This window comes from Pseudomonas sp. No.21, from assembly GCF_054558415.1.
This window is the reverse complement of record NZ_BAAJNO010000011.1, coordinates 39,040-59,877: the sequence shown is the minus strand read 5'-3', so window position 1 is coordinate 59,877 and position 20,838 is coordinate 39,040. Positions and strand designations below refer to the sequence as shown.

The window sequence follows — 20,838 nt, the reverse complement described above, 5'->3', positions numbered from 1 at the left end:
CGTAAAAGAGCATCGAACAAGGAGACACCCCCTCATGCGAGCAATGACCCCCCTCTGGAGCAGCATGCTGTTGGCACTCGCCAGCGCTCAGGTCCAGGCCATGAACCTCACCGAGGCTATCCAGAGCACTCTCGATAACCATCCGGAAATCCGTGCTGCATCCAATGCGCGGCTCGTCGCCGACGAAGAGAAGAAGATCGCCAAGGGCGGCTACCTACCGACCGTCGACCTGATAGCCGGCGTGGGCCGTGAAAACACCGACAGCCCGAGCACGCGCGCGCTGGGGGATCACAACACCGAGACGCTGAACTACCGCAACGCCGAGCTGCGCCTGCGGCAGATGCTCTTCGACGGCTTCAACACCCCCAACGAGGTGGGCCGCACCGAGGCGGTGGTCAACTCCCGCGCCTACTACACCCTGGGCACCTCGGAGAGCCTGGCGCTGCGCACCGTCGAGGTGTACCTCGAAGTGCTCAAGCGTCGCGAGATGGTGGCCCTGGCCCGCAACAACCTGCAGTCGCACCAGCGCGTGGGCGACCAGATCAACCTGCGCAGCCAGCGCGGCGTCGGCAGTATGGCCGACTCCGACCAGTCCGCCGCGCGCCTGGCCCTGGCCGAGAACAACCTCTACACCGAGGAAGTGAACCTGGCCGACGCCGAAGCCAACTTCCTCAGCGCCGTCGGTCGTCCCGCCGACGAGCTGGAAACGCCCGCGACCATCCGTGGCGAAATGCCGGCGGACCTGCTCGCCGCCCGCCAGACCATGATGGACAACAACCCCTTCCTGAAATCGGCCCAGGCCGACGTGCAGGCGGCGGAGAAACAGTACGAGTCGGCCAAGTCGCCGTTCTACCCGCGCTTCGACGCCGAGCTGGCCACCACCGCCGATGACAACGTGCAGGGCGACGAGGGCCACTACAACACCTGGCGGGCCGCCGTGGTGATGAACTACAACCTGTTCAACGGCATGCGCGACAAGGCCCGCCTGCAAGCGGCGGCGCACTCGATCAACCAGTCCATGGACATCCGCAACAACGCCCTGCGCGTGCTCAACGAGAACCTGGCGCTGGCCTGGAACGCGATGGAGAACGCCCGCCTGCAGACCCCCAAGGCGCGTGACTACGCCGACTACACCCAGCGTGTGCGTGAGGCCTACCAGCAGCAGTTCGGCCTCGGCCAGCGCACCCTGCTCGACCTTCTGGACAGTGACAACGAACTCTTCACCGCCAACCGGCGCTACGTCGAGGTGCGCTACACCGAAGAGTTCGCCATGTTCCGCGTGATCTCCGCCATGGGCGATCTGCTGCGCCGGCAGAACGTCGTAGTCCCGGCCGAGGCCATCGCCGCTTCTGAAGTGAAGAGCGAAGCCCGTCTGCCGGAAATGAAGTAACCGAGGTTCCGGAGTAGCAGTAGATGACCACCATGGAAAGGGCGGGTGCCGCCGTCGACCCTCGGCAGAGTCACGACGACCCGCTGCTGGACGGCTTGCTGATCCTGTGCCGGCTGCACGACTGCCCCGCCAGCCGGGGCAGCCTCACCGCCGGCCTGCCGCTGGCCAACCAGCGGCTGACACCCGAGCTGCTGGCCCGTGCCGCTGCACGGGTCGGTCTGCAGGGGCGGCTGCTGCGCCGTGAACTGGGGGCCATCTCTCCGCTCAACCTGCCGGTGCTGCTGCTGTTGAAGGACGGCCGCAGCGCGGTGCTCACCCAGTGGGGCAAGGACGGCCGCGCGCTGATCCTGCCCTGCGAGTCCGACGGCGGCCAGCAATGGATCGACCGGGACCTGCTCGACGCCGCCTACAGCGGCGAAGCGCTGTTCGCCCGCCCCCGCCATGAGCTGGAGGAGACCCGCGCGCCGCTGGTGCCCCGGGTCAAGTCCTGGTTCCGCGACACCCTGCGGCTGTCGCGCTGGCTCTACACCGATGCGGTGCTGGCCAGCCTGCTGATCAACCTCCTGGGCATGCTGGTGCCGCTGTTCGTGATGCAGACCTACGATCGCGTGGTGCCCAACCAGGCCACCTCGACCCTCTGGGTGCTGACCATCGGCCTGCTCATCGGCACCGGCTTCGACCTGCTGCTGCGGGTGCTGCGTGCGCACCTGCTGGACACGGCCGGGAAGAAGACCGACGTGGTGCTCTCGGCCACCCTGTTCGAACGCATCACCGGCATGTCGATGAAGGCGCGACCGACCACCATCGGCGGCTTCGCGCAAAGCATCCACGACTTCCAGGGCCTGCGTGAATTCCTCACCGCAGTGACCCTCACCAGCCTGATCGACCTGCCCTTCTCCGTCCTCATGCTGCTGGTGATCGGCCTGCTCGGCGGCTGGCTGGTGGTGATCCCGGTGCTCGCCTTCCCCCTCACCGCGATCTTCGCCTGGATCATCCAGACCCGCCTGCGCGACACCGTGCAGCGCAGCCTGGCCCTGGGCGCGGAGCGCCAGGCGCTGCTGATCGAGACCCTCTCGGGGCTGGAGACACTCAAGGCCTGCAGCGCCGAGAGCGAGCGCCAGCACCGCTGGGAACGCACCAACGGCGCCCTCGCCCGCCTCGACGGCCACGCGCGTTTCCTCTCCGCGCTGGTGACCAACGGCACCATGTTCCTGCAGCAGTTCGCCGGCCTGGCGATGATCATCGCCGGGGTCTACAGCATCATCGCCGGCAACCTCAGCGTCGGCGCCCTGGTGGCCAGCTACATGCTCAACAGCCGCGTGCTGGCGCCGCTCGGGCAGATCGCCGGGCTGATCACCCGCTACCAGCAGGCGCAGCTGACGATGAAGAGCACCGACTCGCTCATGGGCCTGCCCCAGGAGCGGGAGAACAAGCAGCAGCCGCTGGAACGCACCCACATCAAGGGCGCCATCGATGTGCGCGGCGTGAGCTTCCGCTACCCGGACCAGGCCGCCCCGGCACTGGCCAACGTCAGCCTGCGCCTGAACGCCGGCGAGCGGGTCGGCATCATCGGCCGCAGCGGCTCGGGCAAGAGCACCCTGGCGCGCCTGCTGATGAACTTCTACAGCCCCGAGGAAGGCCAGTTGCTGCTCGACGGCATCGACCTGCGCCAGCTGGATGTCGCCGACCTGCGCCACCAGATCGGCTTCGTCACCCACGACATGCCGCTGATCGCCGGCAGCCTGCGCGACAACCTGACCCTGGGTGCGCGCTACGTGAACGACGCGCGGATGCTGGAGGTGGCCGAGCTGACCGGCGTCACCGAACTGGCCCGCCAGCACCCCCAGGGCTTCGACCGCCCGGTGGGCGAACGCGGCCAGCTGCTCTCCGGCGGCCAGCGCCAGGCGGTGCTGCTGGCCCGCGCCCTGCTGCTCGACCCACCCATCCTGCTGCTGGACGAACCCACCAGCGCGATGGACAACACCAGCGAGGACATCCTGCGCAACCGCCTGCACGGCTGGGCCCAGGGCAAGACCGTGCTGCTCATCACCCACCGCGCCTCCATGCTCAGCCTGGTGGATCGCCTGGTGGTGCTCGATGGCGGCCACATCGTCGCCGACGGCCCGAAGGACGCGGTGATCGAAGCCTTGCGCAAGGGCCGCGTCGGCCCGGCGGCCGTCTAGGAGCAGAGCATGGAAAACACCCGTTCGGTCCGCGACTACTTCGGCGGCATGGGCAGCAAGCCCGACACCGAATTCATGCCCGAGGTGGACGGCGCGGCGCTGGAGGATTCCCCCACCGGCACGCGCGTCACCGTGTGGGTCGCCTGCACGCTGCTGATCGTCGCCCTGGTCTGGGCCAAGTTCGCCGTGCTGGAGGAGGTCACCACCGGCGAAGGCAAGGCCATCCCCTCCAGCAAGATCCAGGTGATCCAGAACCTGGAGGGCGGCATCGTCTCGGAGATCTTCGTCCGTGAAGGCCAGGTGGTGAGCAAGGGCGATGTGCTGCTGCGCCTGGACGACACCCGCTTTCTCTCCAACAAGGGCGAGACCGAGGCCGACCGCCTGGCGCTGATGGCCCGCGTGCAACGGCTCTCCGCCGAGGCCGAGGACCGCCCCTTCAAGGTGCCGGAGGACATCGCCAAGGCCTCGCCGCAATTGGCCGAGGACGAGATGGCGCTGTACAGCAAGCGCCTGCAGCGCCTGGACAGCGAACAGCACATCCTCCAGGAGCAGCTGCGCCAGAAGCAGCAGGAACTGGCCGAGTTCCGCTCCAAGTCGCAGCAGTACGCCTCCAGCCTGGGGCTGCTGCAGCAGGAACTGAACATGTCCCAGCCGCTGGTGGGCACCGGCGCCATCTCCGAGGTGGAGATCCTGCGCCTGCGGCGCAGCGCGGTGGAGATGCGCGGCGAGCTCAACGGCACCAACCTGGCGATTCCCCGCGCCGAGGCGGCGGTGAAGGAGATCGAGCGGAAGATGGAGGAGAGCAAGCTGTCGTTCCAGTCCGATGCCTTCAAGGAACTCAACGAGGCCCGTACCGAACTGCAGAAGATCACCTCCACCGGCAAGGCCATCGATGACCGCGTCACCCGCACCACCGTGGTGTCGCCGGTGAACGGCATCATCAAGCAGTTGAAGGTCAACACCATCGGCGGCGTGGTGCAGCCGGGCAACGACATGGTGGAAGTGGTGCCGCTGGAGGACAACCTGCTGATCGAGGCCCGCATCCGCCCGCAGGACGTGGCCTTCCTCCACCCCGGGCAGAAGGCGATGGTCAAGTTCAGCGCCTACGACTACACCATCTACGGCGGGCTCAAGGCCAAGCTGGAGCTGATCGGCGCGGACACCATCACCGACGACAAGGGCAACAGCTTCTACCTGATCCAGGTGCGCACCGACAAAAGCCACCTGGGCAAGGACGACCACCCGCTGCTGATCATCCCCGGGATGATCGCCACGGTGGACATCATCACCGGCGAGAAGAGCGTGCTCGACTACCTGCTCAAGCCGGTGCTCAAGGCCCGCTCGGAAGCCATGCGCGAGCGCTGATCAGCCTCACTCGCCGCGCCTCAGGGCGCGGCTCACCTCCAGCTGGCGGGCATAGGCCGGCGACTCCACCGCATCGAAGTCGCGGCTGTAGCGCCGGGCGAAACCGTCGCTGCCCCATTCGCGGTACTGCTGGACATGGAACAGCTCGTGGGCCCACAGCGCCACGTCGTGCAGGGCCGCGTCCTGGGTGCGGAACACGATGATGTCCACCAGGGTCACCGCCTTGATGTCGGGGTTCTGCAGCATGGTGCGCGCGGCGTTCATCTCGTCGTTGTCGCCGACCTTGTAGCGCACCGCATCGAGCAGCTCGGCCGGGTACCAGGCCAGTAGGCGCTGGCGAATCTCGGGGGGGATCGGCAAGGTGCCCTGCCGCGCCGCCGACTCCCGCGAACGCAGCAGCCAGCCCTCCAGCGCCGACGCGGCCACCGCGCCGGCCTGCTCCTGATAAGGCGCCAGTACGCCGTTGGGATCGGGCACGCAGATGCAGCCGCCGAGGCACACCTCGGTCTCCCCCTCCGCACAGGCGAACGCCAGGTGCGGGGCAGCGGTTACGAACAGGGCCAGCAACAGGGAAACGGGCAAGGCGCGGGGCATGGAGGGTTCTCGAAAGGCCAGGCGGCGATGGTGGTGGAAAGGCGCCATTGAGACAACGGCAAAAGCCGTTATGCGTCAGGGCGACCTGTTAGGGGCGACTTCAGTCGCGAAGCGGCGCACAGCGCCGCCCCTGTGGGAGCGAATTCATTCGCGATCGATGGCGCCTCCAAACCCTTCGCGGTTGAAACCGCTCCCACGCCCTTCCGGCGAGTCCCTCAAAGCTCCCGGTAGCGCGGCACCTTCTCCCACTGCAGCCACAGCTCGCCTTGCCAATCCAGCAACACCAGCTGGTGGGACTTCCAGTCCAGCATCACCCGCCGTGGCTGCTTGCGGCAGCGTTCGTACTGGTCGCGCAGTGTGGTAATCACATCGCGGGCAAGCCATTCCTCCAGATGACGGAGCTCGGGGTGACCGAAACGAAGCATGGCCTTGTAGAGGCCTCCTTCGCTGACGAGCTGGACATCCTCCTCGCTGCCCGTGGCGTAGCTGAAACGAGCCTTGCGAACCTGATAGGGACGCAGGCGCCGGTGCAGTGCCTGGGGATGGTGCAGGCCCAGCAGGCGAGCGAAGTCGTAGGCACAGAACCAGGGTTGGTCATCGATCATCACGCCGCGCAGGGGGCGTTCATTGCGGTAGAAAAAGGTGGGGGTGAGTGAGTCATGCATGGTGCTTCTCCGTTTGCATTTCCATGCCTCCGCCATCGTCGTCATTCGATGGGTGGAGGATCGCGTGGGGTTGACGAACCGGGCAAACGGAGCCGGCAGACCACGAGTGGTCTCCCCACGCGATCCGCCATTAGATGATGCAGTCCTGAAAACTGCATGCGAGCCGGTTCCCGCTGGAAACGTACGCCGTTTCCCGCAAGCCCCGTAGGCGGCATCGCGCCGTTAGCTTCAGGTCGTCAAACCCGGCCGCGGATTGACCGCGACCGGGCGAACTTAGGGAGAAGGCCGGGGGCGAACAAGGGGCTGCGGAGGCTTTGGGAAATTTCCGCAGGGTGCTTGGGCCGGGAACCGTACCGCTCCACCGGATGGCCAGCTTCACGAAAACCTTGCAGCCGCCCCTGTGGGAGCGAATTCACTGGCTCTGTCGGCGTTAGCTGTTGTGGTTTTAAAGCAAGGGCTCAAGCACGGTGCTTTCCGGGCGCCCAAAGGTTTCTGCCACCGCCACCGCATGGGTTTCGCTTCGCTCGCGGAACGCCGCCCGACCCATCCTACGAAAGCCCGTGCGCACCACATGGCGATGCGCTGGACGAAGAAAGTTGGAGCAGCCGCCAACGCCCCTCCAGGAGGCCGAACGCAGTCGTTGCGCCGGGGGACGAGCGGCATGGATGCCGCGAGAGGCGCGCCAGGCCATGGATGGCCCATCGCGCCGGCCCCCAGACGACGCTTGCGGCGAACGCACTTCAGTGCGGCCCGAAGGGCGAGCGTAGCGAGTAACGGCGATGGAGTGAGGGAACCCTGGCGAAGCCGGGGCCGGATGATGGGGCAAGCCCTTTTGGTTCCTTTTGAGTGGTTCGGCATTCCGACGATTGTTAAAAGGGACTCGCCCGGGAGGGCGAAACCAAAAGCACCAGCAGAGCTCGACAATCAGCTGGGCTCGAAACCTTCTGGCAACACTCAACGCAGACAGAGCCAGTTCATTCGCGATCGATGGCGCCTCCAAACCCTTCGCGGTTGAAACCGCTCCCACGCCCAGGCTACATCCGGTGTCCGCCCTGCCGGGCTTCACCCAACCTGCATCCCTGCGCCTTACCACCCACGCCCCCGCCCGTTGACGGCTCAATCGATTCCGGTAGGCTCTGCGCTTTCTTCAAGAGGAGTCCTGCCATGCCCCGCGCAACCGCCCGCCACATCCTGGTTTCCAGTGAAGCCAAGTGCAACGAACTGAAAGCCGCCATCGAAGGGGGCGCCGATTTCGCCCAGGTCGCCAAGGACAACTCCACCTGCCCGTCCAGCCGTGACGGCGGCAACCTCGGTTCCTTCGGCCCGGGCCAGATGGTCCGCGAGTTCGACACCGTGGTCTTCAGCGCCCCGGTCAACGTCGTGCAAGGCCCGGTGAAGACCCAGTTCGGCTACCACCTGGTGGAAGTCACCAGCCGCCAGGACTGATCCCGGTCGAGGGCGTCACCCAAGGTGGCGCCCTGCTCCAGCCCCCGCATCACCCTCCCCGCGTCAATTCGACTACATGCGCAGTCATATCGACCCGACAACGGCAGGTCATAACGACAGCGTCATCTTTCAAGCAATTGATTTTACTGAATATTCCCCCTGGCACGTTTCCTGATACCCGTCATTGCCCCATCACAATGACCCATAAGGAATCGCCTCATGCCTGCACACCCATTCAACGACCGCCTCGCCGTGATCACCGGCGCCAGCTCCGGCATCGGCCTGGCCCTGTGCGAACGCCTGCTCGACGCCAACGCCCGCGTGCTCGCCTTCTCGCGCCAGGGCGGTGGCCTGCCGGACCTGCTGGAGCGCTACCCGCAACGGCTGCACTGGCTGGCCGGCGACGTAACCCGCGCCGATGACCTGGCGCGCCTCGCCCGTCGCGCGGCGGAGCTGGGGCCGGTGGATCACCTGGTGCCCAACGCCGGCATCGCCCAGCTCGCCGACGGCCTCGACACCGGCGCCTTCCAGCGCCAGTGGGCGGTGAATGGCGCCGGTGCGCTGGACACCCTCGCCGCACTGCGGCCCCACCTGTCGCGCCCGGCCTCGGTGGTGTTCATCGGCACCTTCCTCTCCAGCGTCACCTTTCCCGGCCTGGCGGCGTACATCGCCAGCAAGTCCGCCCTCAAGGCCCAGGCGCGAACCCTGGCAGTGGAGCTGGCGGGCGATGGCGTGCGCATCAACCTGGTCTCCCCCGGGCCGACCGCAACCCCCATCTGGGGCACCCTCGGCCTCGATGACCAGCAGCTCGCCAGCGTCGCCGGCACGGTGAACCAGCGCCTGCTCGACGGACGCTTCCTCGACGCCGGCGCGGTCGCCGACGCCATCCTCTTCCTCCTCTCCCCCCCCGCCCGCGGCATCCACGGCCAGGACCTGGTGGTCGACAACGGCTACACCCTGCGCTGACCCCACCCGCCCCCGCCCCGCGCCGGCGGGGGCGCTCCGCGAGCAGGGCCGGCGCCTGCGGCAATCGCACCCCATGTTCGCGCGGTCGGTTCCGCTGCTAGGCTTGCCCCTCGACGACAGGAGGCAGGATGAGCGACCCGAACGAAACGACACCCAGCGTCTTCCCCTACCTGGAGCTGCTGCACCAGCACGCCGGCTCGGACATGTTCTTCAGCGTCGGCTCGCCCCCGCACATCAAGCTCGAAGGCCATGCCCGCCCCCTGGGTGAACGCGCCCTGCAACCGGGCGAGGTGCGCCTGCTGGCCAACCAGTTGATGACGCCCGCCCAGCGCGAGGAGTTCGAGCGCGAGCTGGAGATGAACCTCGCCGTCAGCCTGCCGGGCAGCGGCCGCTTCCGCGCCAACATCTACCTGCAGCGCGGCGAGGTCTCGATGGTGGTGCGCCTGATCCGCACCGAGATTCCCAGCCTGGAAAGCCTCGGCCTGCCGCCGCTGCTGGAGAAGCTCGCCCTGCAGGACCGTGGGCTGATCCTGGTGGTCGGCGCCGCCGGTTCCGGCAAGTCCACCACCCTCGCGGCCATGCTCGATCACCGCAACGCCCAACGCAGCGGGCACATCCTCTGCGTCGAGGACCCCATCGAGTTCCTCCACAGCCACCGCCGCTCGATCATCGACCAGCGCGAGGTCGGCCTGGATACCCACAGCTTTTCCGCCGCCCTGCGCAACGTCCTGCGCGAGGCACCGGACGTGATCATGATCGGCGAGATACGCGATGCCGACACCATGCAACACGCCCTGCACTACGCCGAGACCGGCCACCTGTGCGTGGCCACCCTGCACGGCACCAGCGCCCGCCATGCGGTGGAGCGCATCACCCGCTTCTTCCCCGACGCGGCACGGCGCCAGGTGCTCGGCGACCTGTCGCAGAACCTCCTGGCCATGGTCGGCCAGCGCCTGGTGCCCGGCGTCGACCACAAGCGCGTGGCGGCGATCGAGCTGATGCTGGGCACGCCCCATGTGCGCGACCTGATCCTGCGCGATGAGCTGCACGAGCTGAAAAGTGCGATCGAGAACGCCCTGGAAAGCGGCTCCTGCAGCTTCGACCAGAGCCTGTTCAAGCTGGTGGAAGCCGGACGCATCAGCCTCTCCGAAGCGCTGAAGTTCGCCGACTCGCGCACCGATCTCGCGCTGAAGATCAAGCTCGAACGCGGCTTCGACCCCCAGGACAGCGAGCGCAAGGTGCTGCGCGACCATTGAGCCACGAGCCATCCTGCGAGGCCGGGCGGTGGCCGGTGTCGCCGCCAGGAGAAAGGGCCGTCCCCCCTTGCCAAGCGCGGCGCTTCCTGCGAAAACGCGGCCCCCCAACGGCGAGCGAGCAGCCATGAGCGACGAACTGAAGATCGAGGACATCCACCCGGGCGACGGCAAGGCCGTGGTCAAGGGCGCGCTGATCACCACCCACTACAACGGCTGGCTGGAGGACGGCACCCTGTTCGACTCCTCCATCGAGAAAGGCCGGCCCTTCCAATGCGTCATCGGCACCGGCCGGGTGATCAAGGGCTGGGACCAGGGCCTGATGGGCATGCAGGTGGGCGGCAAACGCAAGCTGCAGGTCCCCGCGCACCTGGCCTACGGCGAACGCCAGGTGGGCAGGATCCCGCCGAACTCGAACCTGCTGTTCGAGATCGAGCTGCTGGAAGTGCTGACCCGGGACGACTGATCCCCCTCACGAGACTGCGCCATGCCCCACGCTCCCTCCCTCGCCGAGGCCGAAGCCCTTTTCGCCCCCTACCTGCAACGCTGGCGGCTGACGCCGGACGGCGAGGCGCTGCTCACCCCCAGCGGCGCGCTGCTGCCGGTGCGCCAGGAGGGTCGCGCTGCGATGCTCAAGGTCAGCCAGAACGAGGATGAACGCCTCGGCGCCCGGGTGATGCAGGCCTGGAACGGCGCGGGGGCGGCACAGGTACTGGAGATCGACGGCGATGGCCTGCTGCTGGAGCACGGCGGCGCCCCGCTGATCGCCATGGCCCAGGACGGTGACGACGGCCTGGCCACCACCCTGCTCTGCCGCGCCCTGGCCCGACTCCACGCCTACGACGGCCACCGTCCCGAAGGGCTGAAGGACCTGCACGCCTGGTTCGCCGACCTGGCGCCGGCCGCACGCCGCCACGGCGGCTTCCTCGTCGAAGCCGATGCCCTGGCCCGCCAGCTGCTGGCCGCGCCTTGCGAACAGCGGCTGCTGCACGGCGACCTGCACCACGGCAACCTCCTCGACTTCGGCCCGCGCGGCTGGCTGGCCATCGACCCCAAGGGCCTGGTGGGCGACCGCGCACTGGACTATGCGGTGATCTTCGCCAACCCCGACCTCTGCGACCCCAGCCGCCCGGTGGGCACCGACCCGGCGCGCTTCCAGCGGCGCCTGGCCATCGTCTGCCGCGAATCCGGCCTGGAACGCCAGCGCCTGCTGCAATGGCTGGTGGCCTGGTGCGGCCTCTCCGCTGCCTGGTTCCTCGACGACGATGACCCGAACGCCGATATCGACCTGGCGGTGGGGGCGTTGGCGTTGGAGGCGTTGGCGACGCAGTAGCGTTCCTGTGTCGGAGATGGGCAGCCCTGCGGGCTGCTTTTCGTAGGATGGGTAGAGCGGAGCGAAACCCATGCGGCGGAGGTGGCGCAACCCCTTGGGTGCCCGGAAAGGGCCGTGCTTGAGCGCTTGCTTTAAATCACAACACGGAGCGAATTCACTCGCGAAAGGCCGAGCCCCGTGCTGGGGCCCGGCACGCTTGGCCAACCTAGGGTTTCGGCCGCTCGTACGAACCCAGGTCGCAGCGGGCCACGCCGTCGCCATCACCGTCACGCGGGCGCTTGGAGCCGCGCTGGTCGTGGGCGGTGCAGCTGCCGATACCAGCGTCCACCGCCGGGCTGCGCGGGCGCAGGGCGTGGGTCTGGGTCAGGCCGTTGTTGTCCGCCAGGGGGTAGAGCACCTTGGTGAGGACGTCGGTCTGCTCCACGTACAGGTCGCCGGTGCAGTTGCCGGGCCCGGTGCCCAGCAGCAGGCCGATGGCCTTGTATTGCGCCTGGGCGCCCTGGTTGTCGCAGTTCATCGGCGTCTCCAGGCTCTCGTCGAGGTTGCCGGCGATGATGCTGTTGCGCAGGGTCACCGAGCCCGTGTTGATCAACCCGTAGCCACCGCTGTTGTTGGCGATGGTGACGTTGACCAGCAGCGCCTCCGGGCTTGCGCTGATCCACGGCTGGCCGTTGTTCAGGGTGGCCTGGGCCCGGTAGTACTGGGTGTTGCCGCTGAGGGTCGAGTTGGCGAGGGTCAGCGTGCCGTCGTTGCCGATGGCCGAGCCGAAACTGGACCCGTTGCCGCTGAAGGTGGTCCGCGCCACGTCGGCCGTGCCACGGTTGTAGAGGCCGCCGCCGTAGCCGGCATCATCGTCGTCGCTGGCGGAGTTGCCCTGCACGCTGCTGTCGCGCAGCAGCAGCTCGCCGGTGTTGTAGATGCCGCCGCCCAGGCCGAAGTGGCCTTCGCCGGCGCCGGCGCGGTTGTTGGCGATGACCGAGCGGTGCACGGCCAGGCGCCCGTCGTTGGCGATGCCGCCGCCATTGCCGGGGCTGAAGGCACCGGTGGAGCTGTTGCGGCTCACCTCCACCTGGCGCAACACCACCTCGCCATGGTTCTCCAGGGCGCCGCCGTAGGTGGAGCTGTGGCCACCGGTGAGGCGCAGGCGCTCGAGCACCACGCGGGCGCCGTCGAACACCTCCAGCAGGCGGTCATTGGCCTGCGGGGTGCCGCTGATCACGGTCGCGGCCGGGCCCTGGCCGATGATTTCGAGGGCGTCGTGGATGTCGAGGTCGCCATTGAGGTTGTCGTCTTCGTCGACGACGTCGCCCTCCTCGTCGCGACCGGCCGGCAGGCTCAGGCGATAGGTCTGCGCCTGGAGCACGATGCGGTCCGGGCCCGGCGCGGCGTTGGCGGCGGAGATGGCGTCGCGTAGCGAGCAGTGGGCATCGCAGACGCCGTCGTAGCTGTCTTCGGTCTGGTTGACGACGAAATCGGCGGCGCGGGCGGCCTGGCTGCCCAGTACCAGGGCGACGAGGGTGGCGGTGGCGAGGGGGGAGATGAGCGGCTTGTGCATGAGCTGTCCTGCGTGTCGAGGACAGGGCGTCCACGGGACGCACGGCGGCCCTGCCCTGTCGGTTCCTTGGGGCGCGGACACGACGCGGCTTCCGCTCCTGCCGCGCGACGCCTCGTCACGCGGCTAGTGATGGACCGGGCGTTTCCGGCCTTGGTTCCGATGGATTTCGCCCACCGGTCGCTCCGGGTCCTTGGGGATTGGGTCGGGTGGGCGGCTAAGCGGGATTCCGGTGCTCGCGGCAGATCAGCACCTCGTCGCCGGCGGCCAGGGGCTCCTTGGTCAGCCCGCAGAAGGGCAGGCCGTCCTGGGTGCGGTGGAAACGGCAGGTGCGGCACAAGCCGAACGAGGGCACGTCGACGCTGCGCTGGACGTTGCGCAGCAGGTCGCCGAGCAGCGCCTCCAGTTCCCCGGCGGCGGGCCCCATGCGCGCGGTGGCGGCGGCGAGGAAGTCCGGCGGCAGCACCGCCCCCAGCAGCTCGCGGGCCGATGGCGTGAGTTCCAGGTGCACGCTGCGACGGTCCTGCTGGTCGGGGCGCTTGACCAGCAGCCCCTTGGCTTCGAGGGCCTTGAGCGACTGCGACACGGTGCCCTTGGTCAGCCCCAGGTAGTCGGTCACCGCCAGTGGCGTGTCGGAATAGCGGTTGCAACGCGCGAGGTAGAGCACGGCGCTGAACTGGATGGGCTGCAGCTCGGCCAGCAGCGGATGCTCGCGGAACCAGACGCGGGTCAGGCTGGACAGGCGTTCCAGCAGATCGAAGAGCACGGCGTTTCTCCCGATAGATTTTGCCGATGGATAGTATCGAATAAAAACTATATCGGCCCAAGCCCAGCGGATGTAATCTCGCCGCTGAAGGTATCGGATCGATACCAATAACGGAGAAATGCCATGACCCACGCTCGCTACTACCACGCTGGTTGCCCCGTCTGCGTCGAAGCCGAACGCACCCTCCTCGGCCTGCTCGATTCGAAGGTGCAGGTCGAGATCGTCCACCTCGGCGATGTGCCGGCCCGCGTCGCCGAGGCGGAGGGCGCCGGCGTGAAATCGGTTCCCGCCCTGGTGGTGGACGGCCAGGTGCTGCACCTGAACTTCGGCGCCGCCCTCGCCGATCTCAAGTAACCCGCCGGCGGGTCGCGTTCGCCATCGCGACCCGCTCCCCCACGAGGACCCCATCATGCAGATCAAGGTATTCGACACCCACGTGCGCACCCGCGACGGGCGCTACCTGCACTTCGACGTGCTCATCGACTCGGCCGAGCAACCCCGGGCCGAGCGCTTCGCCCGCGACTGGCTGGGCAGCCTCGGCCTGGCCGACGCCGACATCGCCCAGAGCCAGTGCCTGTACTGCCACAGCGAGTCGGCCCCGGAGCCGGTGGCCGCGGCCATCGCGCGCGACGGCTACTTCATCATCCCGCTGCAAGGCTTCGAGGCGGCATCGTGAACGCCTACCAACCGCTGCACTGCGATCTCCACGACTACCTGGAGATCGCCTGCCTGCGCGGCTACCGGCTGCGGGTGGAGCCGACCGACGGCGACCCCTTCGAAGCCCGCGCCCTGACCACCCGTACCGCTGCCAGCAAGGAGGAATTCCTGCGCTTCGACGACCTGCGCGAAATACGCCTCGACCGGTTGCTGGCGATCACCCCGCTGGACCCCGGCGCCAGCTTCGGCCGGGTGTTGCTGGCGGGCGCGGCCTGTTCGATTCCCTGATGCAGGGCCGCATCTACCCGTAAGTCGGGTGCAACCCGACAGCCGCCTCAGCGTCCCAGGTTGGCCGCCGCCCAGTCGCGCTGGCGGGCCAGCACCGAGGCGACGGGTTCGCCCACCAGTTCCTCGTAGACCGAGGGGGCGGTGGCCCCTTCGGTGTTGATCAGCAGCACCCGGGCATTGGCGTCCAGGCCCAGTTCGGCGGCGCGCTCGGGTTCGGCCAGCAGGCGCAGCAGCCCGGCGAGACCAGCAGCGCCGGATTCGCCGGCGATCACCGGGATGTCCCGGGCGCTGCCGGCGGCGAGCACGCCCATGGCAGCCACCGCGTCGGCGTCCTCGACCTTGAGGAAGGCGTCGATGCTGCCCTCCAGGAAGCGCCAGGCCAGCGGCGAGGTGGCGCCGCAGGCGAGCCCGGCCATCACCGAATCCACCGAGCCCGTGGCCCGTGCCGGCGCCCCCGCCAGCGCGCTCTGGTAGAGGCAGTCGGCCTGGCTCGGCTCCACCACCAGCAGGGTCGGCCGCGAGGCGCTGCAGCGTTCCCAGTAGTAGCTGGCGATGCCCGCTGCCAGGCCGCCGACGCCGCCCTGCAGGATGATGTGGGTGTAGGCGTCGACGCCGGCGGTCTCGATCACCTCTTCGGCGATGATGCCGTAGCCCTGCATCACATCGCGGGGGATCTCCTCGTAGCCCTCCCAGGAGGTGTCGGCCACCACCTGCCAGCCGTAGGCGAGTGCCAGGGAAGCGGCCTCCTCGACCGAGTCGTCGTAGTTGCCGGCGATGCGCCGTATCTGTGCGCCGTAGGCGGCGATGGCGCGCTCGCGCTCCTCGCTGACATGGGCATGGAGCACGATCACGCAGTCGCAGCCGATGCTGCGGGCGGCGGCGGCCAGGGCGCGACCATGGTTGCCGTCGGTGGCGCTGACCACGGTGAAGCCGGCCAGGCGCGAGCGCTGCTCGCCGGCCAGCAGGCTGGCTGCGTCGAAGCCCTGGGCGGGGAAGCGCCGCAGGATCAGGCGTACCAGGGCGATGGGGGCGCCCAGGGCCTTGAAGCTGGCCAGCGGCGAGCGCAGGGATTCGTCCTTGATGCACAGCCGCGCGATGCCCAGGCGCGCGGCCAGGTCGGGCAGGCTCCAGAGCGGTGTCGCACGCGGGCTCAGTTCCGCCCAGTCGGCCAGCCAGGCGCGGTCCTGGCTGGCCTGGGCGATGTTCATCAGCGCGCGCAGCTCCGTGGGGTAGCCACCGTGCACCACGCGGGGGTTGAGCAGCAGTTCGAGCGGCGCGGCAGCGGCCCGGTCCGGCAACGCCGGCATCTCGTAAACGGCCGGGCGACGCTGGGCCGGGCGCGCGGCACCGAGGCGGTCCACCACCAGCTCCAGCAGCAGGCGCGCACCGGCCAGCAGGTGTTCGTCGTCGGTGGACTCACGCGGGTTGTGGCTGATGCCGCCCCGGCTGGGCACGAAGATCATCGCCGCCGGGGCGATGCGCGCGATCATCTGCGCGTCGTGGCCGGCACCGGAGGTCATGCGTCGGTGGCTCAGGCCCAGACGCCGGGCGGCGGCTTCGATCGCCTCCACCAGCTCGCCGTCGAACACCACCGGTCGGGTGCGTGCCAGGAACTGGCTGTCGATCTGCACGCCACGGTGCTCGGCGAGTGAGGCAAGGTAACCCTGCAGGCGCCGCTCCACGCTCTGCAGGCGCTGTTCGTCGGGGTCGCGCAGGTCGACGCTGAAGCTGGCCAGGCGCGGGATGACGTTGATCAGGTTGGGCTCGAAGCGCATGCACCCGACGGTGGCCAGCGTGGTGCCCGACTCGTCGGCGATCAGCCGCAGCTGCTGGACGATGGTGGCCGCCACCAGCCCGGCGTCGTAGCGCAGGCGGGTCGGGGTGGTGCCGGCGTGGTTGGCGTGGCCGCGCACCGTGACCTGTTGCCAGGAAATGCCCTGGAGGTTCTCCACCACGCCGATCTCCAGGCCTTCCGCCTCCAGCACCGGGCCCTGCTCGATGTGCAGCTCCAGGTACTCGTGCACGGGGATGCCCCCGGGCTCCAGGTCGCCGGCGTAGCCGATGCGGCGCAGCTCGTCGCCCAGGCGGGTGCCGTCGCTGCCGACGATATCCAGCGCCTGCTCCACGGGCAGGCCGCCGGCGTAGACCAGGGAGCCGAGCATGTCCGGCTGGTAGCGCACGCCTTCCTCGTTGGTGAAGGCGGCGACGGTGATCGGCCGCAGCGGCTCGATCCCCGCCTCGCGGAAGGCCCGCGCCACCGCCAGCCCGGCGAGCACGCCGTAGCAGCCGTCGAGGGCGCCGGCGTTGGCGACGCTGTCGATGTGCGAGCCGAGCATCAGCGCCGGCGTCCCCGCCGCACCGCCCGGCAGGGTGCCGAAGATGTTGCCGATGCGGTCGATGCGCACCTCCAGCTCCAGCTCGCGCATCCAGCTGACCAGGAGGTCGCGCCCGGCCTTCTCGGTGTCACTGAGGGCGATGCGGGTACGCCCACCGCTGTCGTCCGTGCCCACCTCCCCCAGTTCGGCGAGCTGCGCCAGGAGCCGCTCGCCATCGAGGCGGGGCAGAGGGGGTTCGAGGTGTACGGCCATGTGGGGCGCTCCGGGTTGGATGGGGAAAGCGAGGTGGTGAAATACTATTTCCCACCCGCTGCCGTTCTTTTGCGTTATTGGGGCTTCCAGCGGAATTTCATTTCACCTGCTCGCGCGACCTGCCCACGGGACTGCAACCATGACCCTCGATGACTATGACCGCCGCCTGCTCGCGGAAATCCAGCGCGATGCGACCCTGCCGCAAAGCGAGCTGGGCGAGCGGGTGAATCTTTCCGCTGCCGCAGTGAACCGGCGGCTCAAGCGCTACCGCGACGAGGGCATCGTGCGCGGCCAGGTGGCGCTGGTGCAGCCGGAGCGGCTGGACCACCCGCTGACCGTCGTGGTGCAGGTGGAGGTGGAGAGCGAACGCATCGACCTGCTCGACGCGATGAAGCGCAGCTTCGCCCGCTGCCCCCAGGTGCAGCAGTGCTACTACACCGCCGGCGAATGGGACTTCGTGCTGATCCTGGCGGTGCGCACCATGGAGCAGTACACCGAGCTGACCCGTCGCCTGTTCTTCGAGAGCAACAACGTGCGGCGCTTCAAGACGCTGGTCTCCATGAGCAACGTCAAGGTGGGGCTGGAGATCCCCACCGACGCCGAGGCGCCTCAGGGCGCGGCCCGCTCGTAGGCGCCCAGGTCGCAGCCGGCGACACCGTCGCCGTTGCCGTCCTGCGGGCGCAGGGCCTTGCGCTGGTCGCTGGCGGTGCAGGTGCCGACCCCGGCGTCGATGGCCGGGCTGCCCGCGCGCAGCGGGTGCAGGGGCGGCGCGCCGGGCGCGGCGCTCAGCGGCTCGAGCACCTGGGTGAAGGTGAGCGCGTCGTCCAGGGGCAGGTCGGCGCTGCAGCCGTGGCCATCGCGGCCCAGCATCAGGCCGCGCACAGCGAAGGAGCGGCCCTGGTTCAGGCAGTTGCGCACGAACACCTCGCTGTCGTCGTTGATATGGCGGTTGCCGGCCACCAGGCTGTTGCGCACCGCCATGGCGGCGAAGTTCATCAGCCCATAGTTGCCGTTGCCCGCGATGGTGACGTTGCCCAGCAACGCCTGGGCGCCCTCCCCGCCCTGGCCCTGGGGCCGGCCGTTGACCAGCACGCCGCGGCCGAAGTAGGTCGGGTTGTTACTGAGGGTGCTGTTGACCAGGCGCAGCACACCGGTGTTGAGGATGGCCGCGCCGAGCCCGCCTTCACCCTGGCTGTTGCGCACCAGGGTGCTGCGGGCGATGTCGGCGAGGCCCTGGTTGTAGAGGCCGCCGCCAAAGCCGTTGTCGACGCCGTTGGAGCTGTTGTTGTGCTCCAGGGTCGAGTTGCGCATGCGCAGCTGGCCGGCGTTGTAGAGGCCGCCGCCACGGACTTCGTCGGTGGTTTCGGAGAAGGCCTGGTTGTCGACCAGGTGCGAGGAGCGGATGTCCAGCCAGCCGTAGTTGGCGATGGCGCCGCCCCAGCCATGGTCGGGGCCGGGGTCGATGGCGTAGACCTGGTTGTCGCGCAGCTCGACGTGCTCCAGGGTGGTCTCGCCCTGGTTGAGCAGGGCGCCGCCACGGGTGGCGCTGCGACCGTTGCGCAGGCTCAGTTGCTCAAGGTGCAGGCGCGCCCCCTCGCTGACGCTGAACAGGCGGCCCTGGCGACCGCCGTCGAGGAGGGTCTTGCCGGTGCCCGCGCCCACCAGGGCCAGCTCGCCGCTGACCACCAGCCCATCGTCGGCACCGGCACGGGTCGCGCCGCCGGGGTCGAGGACGTAGCGCCCTTCCGCCAGTCGGATGCGGTGGCTGCCGGGTTGCGCGGCGGCATAGGCGATGGCCTCGCGCAGCGAGCAGTCGGCATTGCACACGCCGTCGTCGCTATCGCCGGTCTTGCTGACGCGGATGTCCTCGGCCAAAACCGCCGGGGAGGCGAGGCTGAGCATCAGGGAAAGAAATGCGCTGCGGGTGGATCGGTCGGGCGCCATGGGGGAGTCCTTCTGCGGTGGCTGGGCGGGTGCCGAACGCGCCCTTCCCTGGGCCGACCCCAAATGGACTGCGCGGCGCCCCGGTTGTCCCCCTCGCCGGGCGATGGGCCGACGACAGGTCACCGCTCGCGCGCCACCCCGACCATCGGCGGTCTTGAACCGCCCGGGCGAGTTGTTCAGAATCGCCGCCTTTCGAAAACCGAGCAGTACCCACAATGAAGAAGAACCTGAGCCTGATCGCCCTCTGCATCGCTGCCTCCGCCCCCGCCTTCGCCAATGAGCAGGCGCAATCCAAGGGTTTCGTGGAGGACAGCAGCCTGAACGTGCTGCTGCGCAATGCCTACATGAACCGTGACTACAAGCACGGCAACCCCGACCGCATGGAATGGGGCCAGGGCTTCATCGGCAACTTCAGCTCCGGCTTCACCCAGGGCACCGTCGGCTTCGGCGTCGACGCCTTCGGCCTGTACGCCCTGCGCCTGGACGGTGGCAAGGGCCGCGTCGGCGCTGCCGGCATCGACTTCTTCAAGCCCGGTGACAGCGGCCACGCCCAGGACGACATCGCCCGCGCCGGCGCCGCCATCAAGGCCCGCATCTCCAACACCGTGATCAAGGTCGGCGACCAGATGCCCGCCCTGCCGGTCCTTAGCTACGACGACTCGCGCCTGCTGCCGGAAAGCTACACCGGCACCCTGATCACCTCGAAGGAGATCGAAGGCCTGGAACTGAACGTCGGCCGCTTCAACGCCGAAGCCCAGAAGAGCGCCGAGGCCCGCGACAGCGGCGGCCTGAAGCGCATCGACGTGTACGGCGGCAGCTACAAGTTCAACGACCAGTTCAGCACCTCGCTCTACGCCTCCGACGTGAAGGACGTGCTGAAGAAGCAGTACCTGAACCTGAACTACATCATCCCGGTGGCCGACGACCAATCCGTGACCCTGGACTTCAACGGCTACAAGACCCGCCTGGACAAGGAGTTCGCCACCAACGATGCGCGCGACAACCGCATCTGGAGCCTGGCGGCCACCTACGCCCTGGGCGGGCACTCCTTCACCCTGGCGCACCAGCGCAGCAGCGGTGACATCGGCTACCTCTACGGCGGCTACCAGAGCGGCGACTACATCGGCGACGGCGGCACCACCATCTGGCTGGCCAACTCCTACTGGTCCGACTTCAACGGCAAGGACGAGAACTCCTGGCAGGTCGCCTACGGCCTGGACTTCGCCGAATACGGCGTACCCGGCCTCAGCTACCGCGTGGCGTACGTGCGCGGCGACAACATCGACGCCGGCCAGGGCGGCCGCGGCCAGGAGCGCGAGATCTTCAACCAGGTGCAGTACGTGGTCCAGGAAGGCCCGGCCAAGGACCTGAAGATGAAGCTGCGCGGCTCCATGCTGCGTGCCTCCAACAACATCAACAGCTACGTCGACGACGGCAACGAAGTCCGCGTATTCGTCGAGTACCCGGTCAATATCTTCTGACCGAGCCCTCGCGAGCCCAAAAGCCCCGGCGTGAAAGCGCCGGGGCTTTTTTGTGGGGGCTGGAAAGTGGAGACGGGCAGCTTTCGCAGGTCGGGTGCAACCCGGCATGGGTGCAGGGGGGTTGCTCGGCAATGGACTGACGCTCCGAGAAGCGGTGGGCTGAAGCCCACCCTACGCATCACCCTACGCCCACCCGATGCACGCGTCCTTGAAAACATCGCGGATGAATCCGCTCCCACAAAGGCGCAGAGATCGGCGCAGCAGGGCTTGCGGCTCCCCGCTTCAACCTCGACCGGCGCACAAAAAAAGCGGCCGATCGATGCCGCAACCGACTAATGGCCTGGCGCCATCAGCCAAAGATGGGCAC

Annotated in this window: 19 protein-coding genes and 1 pseudogene; 13 read left to right on the top strand and 7 right to left on the bottom strand. The window is 68.4% G+C overall.

The features are described 5' to 3' along the window. Positions 1–34 precede the first annotated feature (34 nt). The 3 genes from ACYJSS_RS22560 to ACYJSS_RS22550 are packed head-to-tail and all read left to right on the top strand — an operon-like array spanning position 35 to position 4,938. A complete protein-coding gene (locus tag ACYJSS_RS22560) occupies positions 35–1,390 on the top strand; it encodes a TolC family outer membrane protein (protein WP_111264012.1) in 1,356 nt (451 codons plus the stop codon). Between the two features lie 23 nt (positions 1,391–1,413). Further along, on the top strand, positions 1,414–3,573 hold the full coding sequence (locus ACYJSS_RS22555) for a type I secretion system permease/ATPase (RefSeq protein WP_111264013.1): 2,160 nt from the start codon (positions 1,414–1,416) through the stop codon (positions 3,571–3,573). Positions 3,574–3,582: 9 nt separating this feature from the next. After that, entirely contained in the window at positions 3,583–4,938 is a 1,356-nt protein-coding gene (locus tag ACYJSS_RS22550) for an HlyD family type I secretion periplasmic adaptor subunit (RefSeq protein WP_111264014.1), read from the top strand. 6 nt (positions 4,939–4,944) lie between these two features. Here ACYJSS_RS22550 and ACYJSS_RS22545 read toward each other — a convergent pair whose 3' ends face one another. After that, positions 4,945–5,532, bottom strand: a complete 588-nt coding sequence (locus ACYJSS_RS22545; RefSeq protein ID WP_236205389.1) for an eCIS core domain-containing protein — start codon at positions 5,530–5,532, stop codon at positions 4,945–4,947. Positions 5,533–5,747: 215 nt separating this feature from the next. Next, complete coding sequence (locus ACYJSS_RS22540; RefSeq protein WP_236205390.1) at positions 5,748–6,197, bottom strand: BRO-N domain-containing protein; 450 nt, start codon at positions 6,195–6,197, stop codon at positions 5,748–5,750. A 1,164-nt stretch (positions 6,198–7,361) separates the two neighbouring features. Here ACYJSS_RS22540 and ACYJSS_RS22535 point away from each other — a divergent pair. From ACYJSS_RS22535 to ACYJSS_RS22515, 5 genes are all read left to right on the top strand, one after another. Next, a complete protein-coding gene (locus ACYJSS_RS22535; RefSeq protein ID WP_111264017.1) occupies positions 7,362–7,643 on the top strand; it encodes a peptidylprolyl isomerase in 282 nt (93 codons plus the stop codon). A gap of 219 nt (positions 7,644–7,862) precedes the next feature. Further along, positions 7,863–8,609: an SDR family NAD(P)-dependent oxidoreductase gene (locus ACYJSS_RS22530; RefSeq protein ID WP_236205391.1), complete on the top strand. Its 747-nt coding sequence runs from the start codon at positions 7,863–7,865 to the stop codon at positions 8,607–8,609. A 128-nt stretch (positions 8,610–8,737) separates the two neighbouring features. After that, positions 8,738–9,865, top strand: a complete 1,128-nt coding sequence (locus ACYJSS_RS22525) for a PilT/PilU family type 4a pilus ATPase (RefSeq protein ID WP_111264019.1) — start codon at positions 8,738–8,740, stop codon at positions 9,863–9,865. Positions 9,866–9,989: 124 nt separating this feature from the next. After that, a complete protein-coding gene (locus ACYJSS_RS22520; RefSeq protein WP_111264020.1) occupies positions 9,990–10,328 on the top strand; it encodes an FKBP-type peptidyl-prolyl cis-trans isomerase in 339 nt (112 codons plus the stop codon). A 21-nt stretch (positions 10,329–10,349) separates the two neighbouring features. Next, a complete protein-coding gene (locus ACYJSS_RS22515; protein WP_236205392.1) occupies positions 10,350–11,195 on the top strand; it encodes an aminoglycoside phosphotransferase family protein in 846 nt (281 codons plus the stop codon). Positions 11,196–11,400: 205 nt separating this feature from the next. Here ACYJSS_RS22515 and ACYJSS_RS22510 read toward each other — a convergent pair whose 3' ends face one another. Both ACYJSS_RS22510 and ACYJSS_RS22505 read right to left on the bottom strand, forming a co-directional pair. After that, positions 11,401–12,750: a CSLREA domain-containing protein gene (locus tag ACYJSS_RS22510; protein ID WP_111264022.1), complete on the bottom strand. Its 1,350-nt coding sequence runs from the start codon at positions 12,748–12,750 to the stop codon at positions 11,401–11,403. A gap of 214 nt (positions 12,751–12,964) precedes the next feature. After that, positions 12,965–13,513 carry a MarR family winged helix-turn-helix transcriptional regulator gene (locus tag ACYJSS_RS22505; protein ID WP_236205393.1) on the bottom strand — a complete coding sequence of 183 codons (549 nt, stop codon included), beginning with the start codon at positions 13,511–13,513 and terminating at the stop codon, positions 12,965–12,967. Positions 13,514–13,636: 123 nt separating this feature from the next. On the opposite strand from ACYJSS_RS22505, the gene ACYJSS_RS22500 reads away from it, so the two are divergent. The 3 genes from ACYJSS_RS22500 to ACYJSS_RS22490 are packed head-to-tail and all read left to right on the top strand — an operon-like array spanning position 13,637 to position 14,458. Continuing rightward, positions 13,637–13,867, top strand: coding sequence for a glutaredoxin family protein (locus ACYJSS_RS22500; protein WP_111264024.1), 231 nt, complete (start codon positions 13,637–13,639; stop codon positions 13,865–13,867). 55 nt (positions 13,868–13,922) lie between these two features. Then, the gene (locus ACYJSS_RS22495) at positions 13,923–14,189 is read left to right on the top strand and encodes a DUF2024 family protein (protein WP_043245903.1); all 267 of its coding nucleotides are present in this window, start codon (positions 13,923–13,925) and stop codon (positions 14,187–14,189) included. After that, the gene (locus tag ACYJSS_RS22490; protein WP_111264025.1) at positions 14,186–14,458 is read left to right on the top strand and encodes a Rho-binding antiterminator; all 273 of its coding nucleotides are present in this window, start codon (positions 14,186–14,188) and stop codon (positions 14,456–14,458) included. Before ACYJSS_RS22495 ends, ACYJSS_RS22490 begins: the two co-directional genes overlap by 4 nt. 47 nt (positions 14,459–14,505) lie before the next feature. Here ACYJSS_RS22490 and ACYJSS_RS22485 read toward each other — a convergent pair whose 3' ends face one another. Together ACYJSS_RS22485 and ACYJSS_RS22480 are read right to left on the bottom strand one after the other, a co-directional pair. After that, positions 14,506–15,765 carry a diaminopropionate ammonia-lyase gene (locus tag ACYJSS_RS22485; protein ID WP_373875119.1) on the bottom strand — a complete coding sequence of 420 codons (1,260 nt, stop codon included), beginning with the start codon at positions 15,763–15,765 and terminating at the stop codon, positions 14,506–14,508. A gap of 30 nt (positions 15,766–15,795) precedes the next feature. Continuing rightward, positions 15,796–17,046: pseudogene (locus tag ACYJSS_RS22480) on the bottom strand (allantoate amidohydrolase); the annotation flags it as partial. A 139-nt stretch (positions 17,047–17,185) separates the two neighbouring features. On the opposite strand from ACYJSS_RS22480, the gene ACYJSS_RS22475 reads away from it, so the two are divergent. Then, positions 17,186–17,677, top strand: a complete 492-nt coding sequence (locus ACYJSS_RS22475) for an Lrp/AsnC family transcriptional regulator (RefSeq protein WP_111264026.1) — start codon at positions 17,186–17,188, stop codon at positions 17,675–17,677. Here the strand turns inward: ACYJSS_RS22475 and ACYJSS_RS22470 are convergent. Beyond that, positions 17,656–18,990, bottom strand: coding sequence for a CSLREA domain-containing protein (locus tag ACYJSS_RS22470; RefSeq protein WP_236205394.1), 1,335 nt, complete (start codon positions 18,988–18,990; stop codon positions 17,656–17,658). The two genes, ACYJSS_RS22475 and ACYJSS_RS22470, sit on opposite strands and share 22 nt — an antisense overlap. A 215-nt stretch (positions 18,991–19,205) precedes the next feature. Between ACYJSS_RS22470 and ACYJSS_RS22465 the strand changes: the two genes are divergently transcribed. Next, on the top strand, positions 19,206–20,471 hold the full coding sequence (locus ACYJSS_RS22465; RefSeq protein ID WP_236205395.1) for an OprD family porin: 1,266 nt from the start codon (positions 19,206–19,208) through the stop codon (positions 20,469–20,471). Positions 20,472–20,838: the final 367 nt, after the last annotated feature.